The sequence below is a fragment of the Paenibacillus alba genome (genome assembly GCF_013204855.1).
Classification (GTDB): Bacteria; Bacillota; Bacilli; order Paenibacillales; family NBRC-103111; genus Paenibacillus_E; species Paenibacillus_E alba.
In genome coordinates this window covers 148111-164324 of record NZ_JABMKZ010000012.1, presented here as the reverse complement: position 1 = coordinate 164324, position 16214 = coordinate 148111, and the positions used below count along the sequence as shown (strand labels likewise).

At 49.2% G+C, this 16214-nt stretch carries 13 protein-coding genes; 7 read left to right on the top strand and 6 right to left on the bottom strand.

The window, feature by feature from the left end:
* The first annotated feature begins 33 nt into the window (after positions 1-33).
* A complete protein-coding gene (locus HQN90_RS17190; RefSeq protein ID WP_173220856.1) occupies positions 34-1263 on the top strand; it encodes an aminopeptidase in 1230 nt (409 codons plus the stop codon).
* A 373-nt stretch (positions 1264-1636) separates the two neighbouring features.
* Here HQN90_RS17190 and HQN90_RS17185 read toward each other — a convergent pair whose 3' ends face one another.
* Positions 1637-2452, bottom strand: coding sequence for a hypothetical protein (locus tag HQN90_RS17185; protein ID WP_173220854.1), 816 nt, complete (start codon positions 2450-2452; stop codon positions 1637-1639).
* 267 nt (positions 2453-2719) lie between these two features.
* On the opposite strand from HQN90_RS17185, the gene HQN90_RS17180 reads away from it, so the two are divergent.
* Positions 2720-3271 (top strand): NAD(P)H-dependent oxidoreductase, encoded by a 552-nt coding sequence (locus HQN90_RS17180; RefSeq protein WP_173220852.1) that lies wholly within the window; start codon positions 2720-2722, stop codon positions 3269-3271.
* Between the two features lie 83 nt (positions 3272-3354).
* Here the strand turns inward: HQN90_RS17180 and HQN90_RS17175 are convergent, their stop codons facing one another.
* The gene (locus HQN90_RS17175) at positions 3355-4803 is read right to left on the bottom strand and encodes an amidase family protein (protein WP_173220850.1); all 1449 of its coding nucleotides are present in this window, start codon (positions 4801-4803) and stop codon (positions 3355-3357) included.
* Between the two features lie 176 nt (positions 4804-4979).
* Here HQN90_RS17175 and HQN90_RS17170 point away from each other — a divergent pair, with 176 nt between their 5' ends.
* From HQN90_RS17170 to HQN90_RS17155, 4 genes are all read left to right on the top strand, one after another.
* A complete protein-coding gene (locus HQN90_RS17170; RefSeq protein WP_246362524.1) occupies positions 4980-5912 on the top strand; it encodes a helix-turn-helix transcriptional regulator in 933 nt (310 codons plus the stop codon).
* A gap of 183 nt (positions 5913-6095) precedes the next feature.
* Positions 6096-6596: a DinB family protein gene (locus HQN90_RS17165; RefSeq protein ID WP_173220848.1), complete on the top strand. Its 501-nt coding sequence runs from the start codon at positions 6096-6098 to the stop codon at positions 6594-6596.
* Between the two features lie 1390 nt (positions 6597-7986).
* The gene (locus tag HQN90_RS17160; protein ID WP_173220846.1) at positions 7987-8826 is read left to right on the top strand and encodes an SDR family oxidoreductase; all 840 of its coding nucleotides are present in this window, start codon (positions 7987-7989) and stop codon (positions 8824-8826) included.
* A gap of 215 nt (positions 8827-9041) precedes the next feature.
* Positions 9042-10145, top strand: coding sequence for an ArsR family transcriptional regulator (locus HQN90_RS17155; RefSeq protein WP_338042337.1), 1104 nt, complete (start codon positions 9042-9044; stop codon positions 10143-10145).
* 22 nt (positions 10146-10167) lie between these two features.
* Here the strand turns inward: HQN90_RS17155 and aroA are convergent, their stop codons facing one another.
* Entirely contained in the window at positions 10168-11526 is a 1359-nt protein-coding gene (gene aroA / locus HQN90_RS17150; RefSeq protein WP_173220844.1) for a 3-phosphoshikimate 1-carboxyvinyltransferase, read from the bottom strand.
* 109 nt (positions 11527-11635) lie between these two features.
* Between aroA and HQN90_RS17145 the strand changes: the two genes are divergently transcribed.
* Positions 11636-12538 (top strand): LysR family transcriptional regulator, encoded by a 903-nt coding sequence (locus tag HQN90_RS17145; protein ID WP_173220842.1) that lies wholly within the window; start codon positions 11636-11638, stop codon positions 12536-12538.
* Here the strand turns inward: HQN90_RS17145 and HQN90_RS17140 are convergent.
* The 3 genes from HQN90_RS17140 to HQN90_RS17130 form a co-directional block, all read right to left on the bottom strand.
* Positions 12531-13118, bottom strand: coding sequence for a TVP38/TMEM64 family protein (locus tag HQN90_RS17140; RefSeq protein WP_079415378.1), 588 nt, complete (start codon positions 13116-13118; stop codon positions 12531-12533). The two genes, HQN90_RS17145 and HQN90_RS17140, sit on opposite strands and share 8 nt — an antisense overlap.
* 210 nt (positions 13119-13328) lie before the next feature.
* Positions 13329-14210, bottom strand: a complete 882-nt coding sequence (locus HQN90_RS17135) for an Abi family protein (RefSeq protein WP_173220840.1) — start codon at positions 14208-14210, stop codon at positions 13329-13331.
* 161 nt (positions 14211-14371) lie between these two features.
* Complete coding sequence (locus HQN90_RS17130; RefSeq protein ID WP_420851056.1) at positions 14372-16084, bottom strand: glycerol-3-phosphate dehydrogenase/oxidase; 1713 nt, start codon at positions 16082-16084, stop codon at positions 14372-14374.
* Positions 16085-16214 lie beyond the last annotated feature (130 nt).

Genomic DNA, 16214 nt, shown 5'->3' with positions numbered 1-16214 from the left:
TAATTCTTAGTAAAATATAAAGGAGCCAGTCAGATGGAGACATTCGAGCATTATTTAGACAAATATGCAGAACTCGCAATACGAGTAGGATTAAATGTTCAAAAAGATCAAACCGTCGTCATCATGACCCCCATCGCCTGCGCTGAATTCGTGCGAAAGCTAACCAAAAAGGCGTATGACGCCGGCGCCAAAGATGTCGTGATTGACTGGGATGACGATGAAGTCAAAGCGCTTCGCATGAAGCATGCACCGGAATCTACACTCCGTGAATACCCGATGTGGCGCGCGAATGGCATGGAAGAAATGGCCCGGGATGGCGCAGCCTTTTTACAAATCTATGCGCCTAATTCCGATTTACTTAAGGACGTAGATCAAGAGCGCGTCGCTATTTCCAGCAAAACGACAGCCACAGCACGCGAAGGCTTCTTGAAGTATTTGCGCAGCAATCAGGTCAATTGGCTGATGGTCTCCTATCCGACAGCGGAATGGTCCGCCAAAGTTTTCCCTGAACTTAACGAACAAGATCGTATCATCAAGCTATGGGAGCAAATTTTCAAGCTGACGCGGGTGGATAAAGCAGATCCGTTAGCCGCTTGGAATGAGCACATTGCTCTGCTAACAGCGAAACAAGATATGCTGAATACGAAGAAATTCAAGCAATTGCATTTCAAAGGCGAAGGCACAGATCTGTATATTGAACTGGCTGCCAAACACCTGTGGGTTGCCGCGGGAAGCGAGTCGAAGGCGGGAACTTTCTTCATTCCGAACATTCCCACTGAAGAAGTATTCACCATGCCTGCCCGTAGTGGCACGAACGGAATCGTTCGCAGCACCTTGCCGCTGAGCTACCAAGGCTCCTTAATCGACGGTTTCTCCTTGAGATTCGAGAACGGCCGAGTCGTGGAAGCTACTGCCGAAGTTGGGCAAGAGGTGCTGAACAAAATGCTCGATATGGATGAAGGCGCTCGTTATCTAGGCGAAGTGGCGCTCGTGCCGGACGATTCTCCGATATCCAATTCCGGGCTTATTTACTACAATACGCTATTTGACGAAAATGCGTCATGCCACATTGCACTCGGCAACTCTTATCCGTTCACAATTGAAGGCGGAACCCAGATGAGCCCCGAGCAATTAGCCGAAAATGGCTATAACAAAAGCTTAATCCATGTTGACTTCATGATCGGCTCTGCCGATATGTCAATTGATGGCCTCTATGCGGATGGGACCCGTGAGCCTTTGTTCCGTAAGGGCAACTGGGCGTAATGGACTCGGATTTACTATTTCAGGTGAGCAAGCTGCAAGATAGAACAATGATCGCTGGCGAATGGCACGATCATCGGCGTGGTGTGCGACTGTACTATAGGTAAGCCTGCGATTATGCATCTTTTTACATGCTGGCGCAGCCTTTTCTTTTAAATGCCTGCAATTCTGCATGCTTTTGAGGCTTTTTCTCGATTAGAGGATGGAAAAGCTTAAAATTCATGCATAATCGCAGGTATTTCCATTTTTCATACAATTTCAAGGAAAAAAACTGCACAATCGCAGGAATTTTCAATTCGTACGCGAAGCAAAGACGCCTCCATCCCCACGAAAGATGTGGTTTGGGAGGCGTTTTTACTCGTTATATGAGATTCGTTTAACGTGGGCTACGCTGCAGTGTTTGGGTAATGGAAGCTTCTTTCAAGACCCATTTGCCTTTTTTCCATTTCCATATGGAATTGGCATAACCGATTGTATCAGCATTTGCAATGCCGGTAATACGCTGAATACCCATTAATTCACAGATGCCATCTCGATCCTTGTCTATGGGTTTAAGTGCCCCATACCCGTCTACATTCACAATAAGAGGCTTAATCACCTTGCCGTCTTTGTATATACCGAATTTCTCATAATCGTCCTTGCGGTCCATCAGATCGATTTTGAAGGATTTGCCGGTCTCTTCGATTTTCAGCAGAACCTTGTAATTTTTCTTAAAGGTCGATTTGACGCGAAGCGGTTCAGGCAAGGGAATTGCGGTTGGGACATTATTTTTCAAGGAGTAGATGTAATAATAAGAGAGTCCCCCGCTGCCCCCGGTTTCGGCGGCCACATAAATCTGCGGAAGCTTATCCCCGATGAAATCGCAGAACTGCATGTGCGGATTGTATCCGCCCTCCAATGGGATAACAACCTGCTGCTGACCTTGACCGGACACAACAATGTACAGTTTATCGAAGTATGGACTATTAGGGTCCAACTTCGAACCAATCAGCGCTACCGTATCAGGTTTGCCATCGCCGGTGACATCAATTTCCCTCGTTTGCACCAGCTGACCTTGCTGCGAAGGTTGTGGTGACGATGGAGGTGGAAGCTCTTCCGCAGAGGCTAAGCCTCCTCCCCCTAAGAGAAGACTGCTGATGAGCAAGCTGATTGCTGCTCTGTGCAGAGCAATTGGGGTGATTTTTCTAAACATGATGATCAGACGCCTACCTTTCATTTGAATTCGCTTTATTATTTCAAATGTTTCCATTTCATATGCGGAGCGGCCATTGACTTTGGGCTGATGAATTTTAGAATCAATATTCCTCAATCCCTTGCAAAAAAGTCCCTTTTAAGCAGCTCTGAGCTGCTTGCATAAATTCACAAAGCTTGAGGTATTCTGTAAAATTGCAAGAAGAAGAAGAAGAAGAAGAAGAAGAAGAAGCTTATCGCAATTCAATGATCAAAGGAGAGCACCTCAATGAAAATTCTAGTAATTCTAGCACATCCAAGCCTTGCCGACTCCCGCGTTAACCGCCGATTGGCCAGCGAAATGGAACAACAAGAGAACGTCACTGTGCACCGCCTGTACGATGTATATCCAGATGAGCAGATTAATGTGGCTGCAGAACAACAGCTTTTGGAAGCCCATGATCGCATCATCTTGCAATTCCCTTTTTATTGGTACAGTTCGCCCCCCTTGCTTAAAAAATGGCTGGACGCCGTTCTTACCCATGGGTGGGCATACGGCAATCAAGGCGATAAGCTGCATGGCAAAGATCTGCTTATCGCCATCTCTACAGGAGGTCCCGAGAAAGCTTACGCGCCGGGGGGCTACAACCAGTACACGCTTCCTGAGCTGCTTCGCCCTTTCCAAGCGACAAGCAATCTCATTGGGACACACTACTTGACCCCATTCTCGGTGAATGGTGTATATCAGGCTACGGATGAACAATTGGATCAGTCCGCCAAAGCATATGTAGCATATGCGCTGGACCCAGAGACTTCGCCGCGGTTTAAAGCCGGGAAATGATCATCAGCTGTCCGATTCTATGAAGGCCAAAAAAACCTCCAATCCCTTCGCTAACAAGGGGTTGGAGGCTTTCAAATTCTCGATTACAACACCGGCGGCTGCCGATAACGCGTAGCCTGCTCAAAAGCATAAGCCAGCTTAATAAGTGTCGGCTCACTATAAGCCCCCGCGGCGAACATAACGCCCATCGGTCCATCAGCCGTATAACCAGCAGGAACAATCAGCAGCGGATAGCCGGCTCTCGCCGCAATATCTTCTCCCTCATCGCCAGGGAACAAGAGGGCATCCAGTTGATGCTCCGCTACTGCATGGTCGATCCCTTGTGCCCGGGTAAGCTTCTGATAATCATGCAGACTTTCCAGATAGTTGGCCTCTGTCAGCGTACCGCTCGTTTCATCCGACCAGATAAGCATGTCTTGTCCATAGACCAGCGCTGTATCCGCATGCGCATGATTGAACGCGATTACCTCCTCCAAGGAATGCACGGGGACGGAGGGTGCTAGCTTGGCTAGGTAATCGTTAAGATCTTTCTTGAATTCGTAGCGCAGCACATCGATATTCCACGCCGCCGCTTGCTGCTCACATGGCAGCGAGACAGGATCAATCAAAACTGCGCCCTGCTCGCGCAGGACCTTAATCGCATTCTCGGCCACGAGGCGCGCCTCCTCGTTCAAGTTCTTGTAGAACCAGCGAGGGATGCCGATTCTCGCACCTTGAAGCCCTTTTGCATCGAGAAAAGCGGTGTAGTCTTGCTGGCCTCTTCCCTCACTTGCCAAGCTCATCGCATCCCGCTCATCGGTCCCTGTCAGTGCGCTTAGCAAAATAGCTGCATCCGCTACTGTCCTTGCCATCGGTCCCGGCGTGTCTTGGCTGTGAGAGATGGGGATGATGCCTGTTCGGCTTAACAAGCCTACGGTTGGCTTCAACCCAACCAGGCTGTTATGATGAGCCGGATTCACAATGGAACCTGACGTTTCGGTGCCAATCGCGGCTGCTGCGAAGCTGGCAGCCACTGCGGCGCCTGACCCTGCGCTGGAGCCACCAACATCGAACTTGCCGGGCCCATAAGGGTTCCAAACCTGACCACCTCTCGAGCTATAACCGGAGGGCATCGCTGCCGACATGAAATTAGCCCATTCCGTCATATTTGCCTTCCCCAAGAGCACGGCCCCCGCTTTCCGCAATTGCGTCACGATAAAAGCATCTTCAGCCGCAACCGAGTTCGCTAAAGCAACAGATCCCGCACTGGTAGGCATACGGTCGGCGGTATCAATATTATCTTTGAGGAGAATCGGGATGCCGTGCAGTGGTCCGCGGCTGCCTTGACTCTGACGTTCCTCATCAAGCCGTCGAGCCAGCTCCTTTGCATCTGGATTTATTTCTAATACGGCGTGAATCGCATGATCGTAAAGCTCTATTCGTTCGAGGTACAACTCAACCAGCCCCACGGAACTGACCTCGCCCGCTTCCATCGCCTTCTGCAAAGTATGGATATCCGCATCCACAATCCACTCATTTAACTTGGCATTCATAGGTTGACCGCCTCCATGCTTCATTTTCTTCATTTGTAAGTAATTCCCTTTGTCGATCGTTTTTCCTTTGTTCCGAGGGCAACCTGACAAGTTATTCCTTTTGCCTAGAAAAGGAATTTCTCCTCTTTTAATCGAATGTATGTTTGTAATAATTATGAGTGGATGAGGTGTCTTTTTTGAAAATAGATCGCTTGCTTGCGATTACGATGCTGCTTTTGAATCGCAAGAGAATCAGCGCGCTGGAGCTGTCGGAACGCTTTGAAGTTTCCTTGCGAACCGTGTACCGTGACATCGAAGCCATTAATCAAGCCGGCATTCCTATCGCCTCTTACGCCGGTTTGAACGGCGGCTATGAAATTATGGATCAATATCGACTGGAACGTCAGTATTTGTCCTTGGAAGAGCTTCAATCCATCATTGTTGGGCTCAAAGGGATACGTTCCACCGTAGGCGATCAAGAAGTCGGCAGCTTGCTGGACAAAGTTGGTGCGCTCGTCGCCAAATCCGAACACCATGCAGCGAATAACCAACTGATCATTGATATGAATCCATGGCGTGAAGGCACCCATGACAAAGAGAAGCTGAATATGCTGCGCACCGCCATTAAAGACTCTAAACAAATTTCTTTTCAATATATTTCTTCACAAAGCGAGCAATCCATAAGAACCGCCGAACCGATGAGCATCGTGGCCAAAGGCTTTGGTTGGTATCTCTATGGTTATTGTCTGCTTCGCGAGAATTTTCGTGTCTTCCGTCTATCTCGAATGAAGGAAATCAACGTACTCCCTCAAACTTTTGAACGCAAAACGGAAACGATAGAGACGCTCCAGCACGGCTGGGGCAATCACGAACCTCATTCGCTTATTACACTTATCCTGCACGCCCAGCCTAATGTGCAGGCTCAAATCGAAGACTACTTCCAACCGAAACAGATCGACTATCAACCGGATGGCTCCATGATGATTACGGCTACGCAGCCGGATGAGCCCTGGCTTCACGGGATGCTGCTAAGTTTCGGTCCGAGCATACGAATACTCCAGCCGCCCCACATAGCAGCTGTCATCAAAGAGAAGGCCGAAAAAATTGTTCTACTCTATTCGAGCCACTGACAACCTGTTGTCAGTAGTAGTTGTCTATACTAGGGATATAGTACTCGAAAGGCTTAGTACTTACGCTGCCAGTTCTGGCGAATACTCAAGCGATGCTTACGATGCCAGTTTTTCTGGCGAAAAACTCAAGCAAATGCTTACGGCGTCAGTTTTTCTGGCGAAAAACTCTAAGGAGGCTCTCCCATGTTTAAAACAATTCAAGATTTCGTTGCGGAATGGAACAATGAAACACAAGCGACTCAGCGCGTGTTGGACACTTTGACGGATACTTCACTTACACAACGTATTGCGCCGGATTTCCGCTCGCTCGGACAGCTGGGCTGGCACATTGCAACAACCATTCATGAGATGCTCTCGCGTACAGGACTTACATTCACGGCGCCGCCTGGGGAGCACCATGCCCCATCGTCTGCCCAAACCATTGCAGATACTTATCGCACTGCAGCTGCCGGCCTTACTGATGCGATCCAGTCCCAGTGGACAGATGCCACCTTGGCAGAATCCACCGATATGTATGGAGAGCAGTGGGAGAATGCTGCAACCCTGCGCATTCTCATCTCCCATGAGATCCATCATCGCGGTGAAATGATCGTCTTGATGCGTCAAGCCGGTCTCCGAGTGCCGGAGATCTATGGACCAACACGTGAGGGTTGGATTGAACGTGGCATGGAACCTCTGGTGTAGAAATTGAATAGACAATAGGGGCTGTCTCCAAAAGTAGAAACAACTACTTAGGAACAGCCCTTTTTTTGTGGACTATCATCGTAGTCCTGCTGCATCCAGTGCATACTCAGATTCATTTTGGCATATGTAGCGTTGGTTAGTTGTTGCAGTGAATTTGCTTGTCAAACTGAAAGCTGCGCTGCTTCTGTCTATGTTTTCGGTTACAATCAAAGACAAAGGAAGCTCTTTAGACTCGTAGGGATACGCTTGTCCCTAGCAAAAAGTACGAATACAGCGAAATGAGTGGCTGAACTTTGTGAAAGCCTGCGATTATGCATCTTTTTCATACTGGAAATCATCTAAACGATGAAATTCCTGCGTTTCTGCAGGCTTTTGAGGCCTTTTCCGAACTTGAAGCTGAAAAAGCTAAAAATTCCTGCACATTTGCAGGAATTTTCGTTTTTCGTACGATTTTCCGGAAAAAGCCTGCACATTTGCAGGTTTTATCGTCGATGGCCGATCATCCTTGCGCGGATCCTGACGACCGCGTGCCATGGCACACATGGCGGCGATCAAACCTCCGTCACCCTAGTACCACATACTCCCAACTCAAACATGGCTTGTAGTACAACCTCATTTGATTCCTTCATGTCGATCCCTATCGCACGCTAGCTATTTATCTGCCTAACTAACCATCCATCTACTTATCGCTCTGTCCATCTATCCATCTATCTACTCCTCTATCCACCAATTCATCTAATTCTACCTACGCACGCATCTACTTATCCTTCTGCCCATCACCCCATCTATCAACTCATCTATCTCCCCATTTCTACTTAGCTTTCTGTCCATCTATTCATCTATCTACTCCTCTATCCACCAATTCATCTAATTCTACCTACGCACGCATCTACTTATCCTTCTGCCCATCACTCCATCTATCAACTCATCTATCTCCCCATTTCTACTTAGCTTTCTGTCCATCTATTCATCTATCTACCTGCGCATCTACTTACCTTTCTACCCATCAATCCATCTATTCTACTCATCTATCTACCCATCCATCTGCTTATCGCTCTGTCCACCAATTCATCTATCTACCTGCGCATCTACTTACCTTTCTACCCATCAATCCATCTATTCTACTCATCTATCTCCCCATCCATCTACTCATCTTTCTATCCATCTATCCATCAATCCATCTATCTACTCATCTATCTACCTGCGCATCTCCCCATCTTCCTCTCATCATTCTGTCTATCTACCCATTCACCAATCTATCCACCTATCTACATATTCGACGACCCATCATTCACCTATCCGTCTCCCCCCACCCACATACCGTTAGGCAGACAATGCGAGTCCCCTATCCATAAGCTATAATGGAATAAAAAGCCAAGGAGGCGTCCGTATGCATCATCCAACCGTTATTGTTACCGGAGCTAACTCTGGGATGGGACTCGCTACCACTGTCGCCCTAGCCCGCAAAGGTGCGCATGTTATTATGCTGTGCCGCAGCAAGCAGAGGGGTGAGCTTGCGCTGGCTGAGGCACGACAGCAAAGCGGATCCGATCGCATAGAGCTGATGCTTTGCGATCTGGGGTCGCTCGCGAGCATTCGCGCCTTCGCGGAAGATTTCCTTGCCAAGCATCAGGTGCTTGATGTGCTCGTCAATAACGCGGGCGTGGTCACCGTGAAGCGGCAAACAACGTCCGATGGCTTCGAAGCCATGACGGGCGTTAATCATCTTGGTCACTTTCTGCTGACCAACCTGCTCTTAGAGGCCATTGTCCGCGCGCAGCAAGGGCGGATCGTGAACGTCTCCTCCGGCGCCCATAAGATCGGGCGCTTCGATTTCGATAACCCTTACCTGATGCGGGGGTTCAGTGTGTGGAGAGGGTATGCGCAATCCAAAATTGCGAATATTTGGTTCACGCGTGAGCTGGCCAAGCGACTAGCGGGCACCACAGCTACGGTCAACGCCCTGCATCCGGGAGCCGTCGGCACGAACATCGGCGTCGATCGCGACACCGGCTTTGGCAAGTTCGTGCACCGACTGCTACGGCCTTTTTTCCTGACGCCGGCGCAAGGTGCGGAAACGGCGATTTATTTGTCCACCAGTCCGGACGTACAGACGATCAGCGGTGAATATTGGTATAAGAAGAAGATAGCGCCCATCTCGGAGAGGGCCCAAGATGAAGATATGGCACATCGCTTCTGGGCATGGAGTGAACAGGAGGTTGGCTTATAAGCAGCCATAACGATGAAATCTCAACAAAAAGACGAACAAACGCTCCCCTTAGCATTTGTTCGTCTTTTTGTTACATTTTTCCAGACAAATCTGACCCCAGAAAATATCGAGAGCATTCATTCATTTTATTGTATACATTTTCTATCTCACATGATATTATTTAATTACGTAATTACGTAATTAAATAAATTATTCATGAGGTGATCCAATTGACTGTGCCACGGGATTATGGAGCCGAACTAGATGCATTGCAAGCGCAAATGAATACGCTCCAGCAACGAATCGAACAATTCATGCATAGACAGGAAGATACGAGCAAATTTATGACCCAACAACAGCTGCCGGATGCGGAACAAAGCAGGGTCTTTTACTCCGGACAATTCCAGAGCGGGCCTACCCATTATCGCTGGGAACCGCAAGAAAGAGGCGTTAATCAGCTTCTGCGCTTGGATAGCGATAAAGCAGCCAAAATTCTTGGCGCTATCGGCCATAAGCAGCGTCTGGATATTTTGCGGACTGTTTTACAAGAGCCGCTTACCGGCCCAGAGCTCGTTGAGCGTCTGAATATGGGGACAACAGGACAGCTTTATCATCATATGAAAGCATTAGCTGGCGCTGATCTGCTCGTACAGGAAGAGCGAGGGGGCAAATACGCAGTACCCGGCCATCGTGCACTTCCGCTCCTCCTACTGCTTGCTGCGGCAAATGATCTATTCGATACCAGTGATTTCCTTGACATGTCGGAGGTCAGAAATAATGCACATCCCTACTTGGGAGCAGCCAATGATGGCTATGACCCTCATCTACTCCTCTGGGCTGTCGTCGAGAACAGCATTCTCGAGCATTTGCATGGGACCTGTACCGAGATCCATCTCATCCTGCATCTTGACGGCAGCGTAACCATAGGCGATAACGGTCGAGGCATCCCTGTTCAGGCGCTTCCCGGCGTAGACCATCCACGCGTTCAAACCGTTCTCACGGACATGAACCGTCTCAGCGCCAGTGCCTCATTCTTGGCACCAGGCAGTGAAAAAGGCATCAGCATGCCCATCGTCAACGCGCTGTCTCTTAAGCTTTCGGTTGAAATTCGTCGTGACGGCCGTGTGTTTCAACAATCTTATAAGCACGGCATCCCCCAAAGCGAGCTGCAAACGGTCGGATTCACCCATGAGACCGGAACGAGCGTGACCTTTTTGCCGGATCGGGACATTTTCACGAAACCATTTGATCGCAAGAAATTAGAGAAGCAAGCTGAGGAAATGTCCGTTCTGTATCCGAAACTGCGCCTTCAGGTGCTGCTCGATGAAGCAACCGGTTGAACCCAGCAGACCAACCTACAAGTTAGATCAAATCAACACCAATGCCGAGATCACGCCAGCGCTCATAGAAATCAGGGCACGTCTTCGACACGCAGCCAGGATCAGAAATCTGCAAACCATCTACCCTTGCACCGATCAGCGATAGCGCCATCGCCATCCGGTGGTCGTCATGAGGATCAAGCAGCGCTGGTTGCGGCTGTCCGGGATGCACCGTCAAACCGTCTTCGTGCTCCTCGACTTGAATACCCAGCTTGCGAAGCTCCTGACATATCGCCACAATGCGATCACATTCATGATGCCGAATATGGGCAGCATCAGTCAGCGTAATAGGTCCGTCCGCGAATGGCGCCAACGCAGCAAGCGTAAGCGTCTGGTCGGACCAGCGCTGCATGCTTACAGTGAATCCCCCTTTAAGGCGTGCTGTGCCACGCACCTCTACAAAAGTCTCGCCGCGAGTGATCGTACAGCCCATTTTCTCCAGTACATCCAGCAATTCAATATCCGGCTGGCGTGTTTGCGCCGAAATCCCCTCAATCCTTATGCGCCCATTCGTTAAAGCTGCCAAAGCCCAGAAGTAACCGCACGTAGATACATCCGGCTCAAGAGATAATGTCCGAGCTTCATAGACACTGGGCTGAATCGCTATCGTTCGCCCCTCATCTTGAACCTCCGGTTTTGCCCCAAATGCCCGCATCATATCCAGCGTCATTTCTACATAATCACGTTGTACGACCTCCCCATCCATGCGTATCCTCAGCGGCTCTTTGGCATAGGGTGCAGCCAGCAATAATCCGCTGATAAACTGACTGGACACTGCACCAGACACCGTAACCTCGCCTCCATTCAACCCATTTGCCTGCAGAGTCAGCGGCACACTCCCCGGATTCTCTTGATACTGGATAGCGCAGCCTAGGCTGGATAGCGCATTTAACAGCACAGTCAGAGGTCTCTCGCTCATGCGCCGACTTCCTTTTAGCGTCCAAACTCCCCTGCCTACCGCAAGTGCACCAGGCAAAAAGCGTGCAACCGTACCGGCTGCCCCCACATATAGCTCTGCATCCGAGATCGCCCATTGCCCTTCATTTCCCTGGATAGTCACCATATCCCCATCCACGTCAATGTGGACCCCCAGCTCTCTCAATGCTTTCATGCACCAATAAGAATCATCGCTTTGCAGAACACCCTGCAGCCGTGTCGTCCCCTTCGCCAGTGCGGCGATGATCAGCGCGCGGTTCGTAAAGCTTTTACTTCCAGGAATACGCAAAGTCCGATCAATCTGAGCATGAGGCGGCGATAACCGCACAGTTTGGCCCTCCTGATGCTGCGACCATGGTGATCTTGCTTCTCGATCTGGTTCATGTTGAATCCATGATGGTTTCATCTCCTGCACCCTCTCCAATTGTGCTTAAGCTATAAGCTCATTATAATGAGGGGATTAGGCATAAATGAAATCGCCAAATAAGCACCTTCCCATAAAGGAGCTCTATATCATGATCCATTTGGAATGGTATCGTATTTTCCTGCACGCCGCCAGAACAGGCAATTTAACCAAAGCAGCGCAAGAGCTGTATATCACCCAACCATCCGTTAGCTACGCCATTAAACAAATGGAGCAAGCCTTGTCCCTGAAGCTTTTCCATCGGCTGTCCAAGGGGGTGGAGCTTACGGAAGAAGGAAAAGCCCTGCTAGCTTATGTCGAGCAGTCCTTCGCCCTGCTGGATGCCGGGGAACGCAAAATGTCCCAACTCAAAGACCTCACAGGAGGCGAACTTCGCATCGGAGCGAGCGACTCCTTATTCAAGCATTTCTTATTTCCTTATTTGGACAAGTATCATAAGCAGTATCCTGAAGTTCGTATCCGGCTCTCGCACGGTAAAACCTCCGAAATTACACAGAGGGTCAAAGAGGGCACCGTCGACTTTGGGCTGATTCATTTGCCCACTGCCGAAGATCCCCTTTTAACGATCCAAGCGATTATGACTTTGCAGGACTGCTTCGTCGGCGGAGAGGCTTATCGCGATAAGGCCGTTCTTCCTCTCACAGCCCATGATCTCGGCCAATTCCCGCTGTTGCTCTTATCAGCCGGAAGCAGCACCCGACGATTCGCTGAGCATTGGTTCTCCCAACAAAATGTCACAATTCAAGCCGATATTGAACTAGGCAGCATTGATTTGCTCATCGAATTTGCCAAACTTGGCCTAGGTGTCGCCTTCGTCTCCAAATCCTATGTAACCCAAGAACTAGCGGACGGGCTGCTCTACGAGTTGAAGCCTACTGTCGCCATTCCAACACGCTATATCGGAATCGCTGCTCGCCGAGATACAACGCCATCCCTCGCGGCGGCCAAATTTCATGAAATGCTGATGGCGGATATGCCGGCATTGGTTACATAAAACGCTTCTCCACTCTTTTGCTAATCAGCATAGATACGACTACGAATACAACAACATATAGAATCCGGTAGGGATTCTCAATAAATCCATTAAGATCGTGGCCGATAAAAGAAACCGACATGACCATGACGGCTTTCCCTGCGGCAACAGCAACTAGAAACGAGCGAAATCTCATCCCTACCAGCCCCGCAGCCATATTAATGACGACGAACGGACCTAATGGAAAGAGGCTGAGCAGGAAGACATAGTTGAACGCCTGACGACGCGCCCACACAAGGCTTTTCTGCACCTTTGGCTTCTGCGACCAGCGCTCTAGATAAGGGTGCCCTGCAACCTTTTTCACAAGGAGAAAAGTTACCAGACATCCGCTCACAATGCCGATCCAAGAATACAAAAAACCGAGCCATAGCCCATATACAGCAGCATTTACGCTTATAATGACCAACGTGGGAAGCGGCGGAATGAACGATTTCATAAAAGGGAGAAGAAGACCGGGTAAAGGGCCGAGCGAACGATACTTGTCTAGCAGCAAGGATAAATTTTCTTCCGTGAAGTAGGACAAAAGTTCGGTTATTCCCATCTGTGCACACCTACTCTGTTCAACAAAAATTAGCGGCATACCGCGCCGCCCTCTATAGGCATGATAGCATACTTTATAGCGTTGGAGTACACCTGTTGCACCGTGAAAAAGCCTCCAAAACCACTTTATTGCGGCTTTGGAGGCTTAATTATGTCTAATGTGTGTGCATATAATTAGGAGGAAATATCTAAGATCTAAAACACACTCCAGTTAGGTAGTTAACAGTGCATACCAATCCTCTGTAAAACCTAGGTAGCCTGCTTCCACCTCTGGGTACTCTCCAATCAAAGCTTCCAATCGAGTAACCCAGTTGCTCCATACTGTTCTATTTGTAATCAAATACTTTGTGTTAAAGATGATAGCAAAAAGCTCATTACTTCTAATATCCTTATTTCGATCAATAACCCGAAATCCTATACCCACAGGCATTGCAGTGTTGAACAACCTGCTGTAATGAGCACACCGATTTCTAACAATAGTTAATCCGTGAAGCCAATTTGAAATTTGTCCATAATCGAGATTTCTGTAATAAGTCCTCGTGATGTGCTTTTGATCAACTAATAGTAAGTTTCTAAAAAGCATGGACAAGTTTGAAAACGTAAGAACTTCAAAGGCAACCCAAACAGGAAATTGTTTATTGTAATGAACATGGTGATGAAGTACAAAGTGATCTTTTGAATCTTCCAAAGAGGTATCGAGTTTTTTCAAAAATTCAGCGTGATAATCACTATTCCTAAAGTTATCTGGATTACGGTAACCAAGTGCCCCATATTTGTGTGCTATTTCATAACTAAGATGAGCCCGAAAGGCTATCTCTACATGCTCAATCACTTCTGTGAGGAGAATCCTTAGTTTACTATCAAATTCATAATGCCGATATACTTTCTCGAACGTCGTTCCCGGTAGGAAAACATTATCCTTTTTAAAAGTTAGCATGTAAGCCGTCAGTCGATAATAATTGATCCTTTTCAAAGTCTCTAGGGCTTTTACTTCATCGTCAATGACAAGTCCACGGCAGCGAAAAATATTAAGCTGCTCTTCATATGTCCTAGGCGGCTTCAGTTCAATAGGTTCAATTGGATCGATGCTCATAAAAACTTACTCCCGAATAAAAAAATGGCTCGCCCGTATTACGCATGCTTTTTCAAGCAGAGGCTTGGCGAGATCTGTTAATTTTATAGTAACTGTTCTGGCTTTGATATGTCAATTCTAAAAAATAAATATTTCTATATTTTGTAATTACATACTGGAGCCTAAGCTTCCAGCGGGTTCACCGCTTCATGGAGCAGCCGCTCCAGCTCGGCTGCATAAGCCTTAGTCTGCGCTTCGTCCCAGCCGAAGCGCTCTGCCAGGAAGGCGACTGCCGGCGCCTTCCACTTCTTCGCCCACGCGATGTCGAAGAAGAGGGCACCCGTGCGGCGGATGAAGAAATCCGCCGGCTTCACGACCATCTCGCGCTCCACCGCGTATACGAGCGCAGCGAGCACGGCGGCCGGCATGCCGCGCCGCGCCGCCTCATCCCGGTGCTGCTCCAGCAGCTCGTAGACGGCGTCCACGTTGGAGCCGTAGCGGTGCGCAAGCAGCGCTGCCTCTGGCTTCGTCAGCCCCAGCCGCTGGCCTTGGCTGATCTTGCCCTGCAAGAACGACGCTAGCTTCGCAGAGCCGCCCACATCGCCGCCAGAGATCGGCAGCATCCGGGTGCGGCTTGGCGGCAGCGCCGCCGAGACCTTGCCCTCCGCCAGCAGCATGGCGGCGATCTTGTCGACGACCGACTCCGCCATTTTGCGGTAGCCGGTCAGCTTGCCCCCGGCCATCGAAATGAGGCCGGAGTCCGACACGAAGATTTCGTCGCGGCGCGAAATCTCGGAAGGGTCCTTGCCCTCTTGATGAATCAGAGGGCGCAGCCCGCTCCAGCTCGATTCAACATCCGCTTCCGTCAGCTCAAGGGACGGAAACATCTCGTTCGCGGCGCGCAGCACATAAGCGCGATCTGCAACCGTAATACGGGGATTCACAATATCCCCTTTATAATTGGTATCCGTCGTTCCGATGTAGGTTTTGCCGTCCCGCGGGATGGCAAACACCATTCTTCCGTCCGGCGTATCAAAATAAATCGCCTGCCGCAGCGGAAACTTGCTCTGATCAAACACCAGATGCACGCCTTTGGTCAAGTGCAGCGTCTTGCCTTGCTTGGATTTATCCATCTCGCGCAAGGTGTCCACCCATGGACCAGCAGCATTCACAATTTTACTGGCATACAGCGAATATGAATCCTTCCCGCCGCTCATCTGATCGACCACGCGCACGCCGACCAGCTTGCCATTCTCTACGAGCAGCTCTTCGACCTTGGCATAGTTTACAGCCATAACGCCAAGCTCGACGGCTTTTTTCATCACTTCGATAGTTAAGCGTGCATCATCCGTCCGATATTCCACATAATAGCCGCCGCCTTTCAGATTCTTCTCCTTCAAAAGCGGCTCATGGGAAAGCGTCTGATCAGGGCGAAACATCTTGCGCCGTTCCGACCTTTTGACACCAGCCAAGAAATCATACACCCGCAAACCTAGCGATGTAGAAAATTTACCGAACGTGCCTCCTTTATAAAAAGGCAGCAGCATCCATTCCGGCGTCGTTACATGAGGGCCATTCTCATAAACAATGGCGCGTTCTTTGCCGACCTCGGCAACGACCTTAACGTCCAATTGCTTCAGGTAGCGAAGCCCCCCGTGAACCAATTTCGTCGAACGGCTCGACGTCCCTGCCGCGAAATCCTGCATGTCGATCAGCGCGGTGCGAAGCCCCCTGCTTTGAGCATCCAAAGCAATACCCGCACCTGTAATCCCCCCGCCAATAACGATTAAATCCAAGGGCTGTTTCGCCATGGCTTGCAGAATCTCTGCTCGTTGCAGCCCATTAAATCCGTTCGCGCCAACCACAGTCTGTGTATATTTTTGTTCCATTGTCATCTGAATCTCTCCTCGCGTATATAAAAAATAAAGAAGCCACAACACACCTAACACGTTCACACGCGTAGGCCGCTATGGCTTCTCCCAGTCTCCAACCGAATATTAACTTGTTATAAAATAGTATATCATT

What these genes read in the sequence shown, in the direction of transcription:
- HQN90_RS17190 (WP_173220856.1), top strand. Translation starts at nt 34, where the DNA reads ATGGAGACATTCGAGCATTATTTAGACAAATATGCAGAACTCGCAATA.
- HQN90_RS17185 (WP_173220854.1), bottom strand. Translation starts at nt 2,452, where the DNA reads ATGTTTAGAAAAATCACCCCAATTGCTCTGCACAGAGCAGCAATCAGC.
- HQN90_RS17180 (WP_173220852.1), top strand. Translation starts at nt 2,720, where the DNA reads ATGAAAATTCTAGTAATTCTAGCACATCCAAGCCTTGCCGACTCCCGC.
- HQN90_RS17175 (WP_173220850.1), bottom strand. Translation starts at nt 4,803, where the DNA reads ATGAATGCCAAGTTAAATGAGTGGATTGTGGATGCGGATATCCATACT.
- HQN90_RS17165 (WP_173220848.1), top strand. Translation starts at nt 6,096, where the DNA reads ATGTTTAAAACAATTCAAGATTTCGTTGCGGAATGGAACAATGAAACA.
- HQN90_RS17160 (WP_173220846.1), top strand. Translation starts at nt 7,987, where the DNA reads ATGCATCATCCAACCGTTATTGTTACCGGAGCTAACTCTGGGATGGGA.
- aroA (WP_173220844.1), bottom strand. Translation starts at nt 11,526, where the DNA reads ATGAAACCATCATGGATTCAACATGAACCAGATCGAGAAGCAAGATCA.
- HQN90_RS17145 (WP_173220842.1), top strand. Translation starts at nt 11,636, where the DNA reads ATGATCCATTTGGAATGGTATCGTATTTTCCTGCACGCCGCCAGAACA.
- HQN90_RS17140 (WP_079415378.1), bottom strand. Translation starts at nt 13,118, where the DNA reads ATGGGAATAACCGAACTTTTGTCCTACTTCACGGAAGAAAATTTATCC.
- HQN90_RS17135 (WP_173220840.1), bottom strand. Translation starts at nt 14,210, where the DNA reads ATGAGCATCGATCCAATTGAACCTATTGAACTGAAGCCGCCTAGGACA.
- HQN90_RS17130 (WP_420851056.1), bottom strand. Translation starts at nt 16,084, where the DNA reads ATGACAATGGAACAAAAATATACACAGACTGTGGTTGGCGCGAACGGA.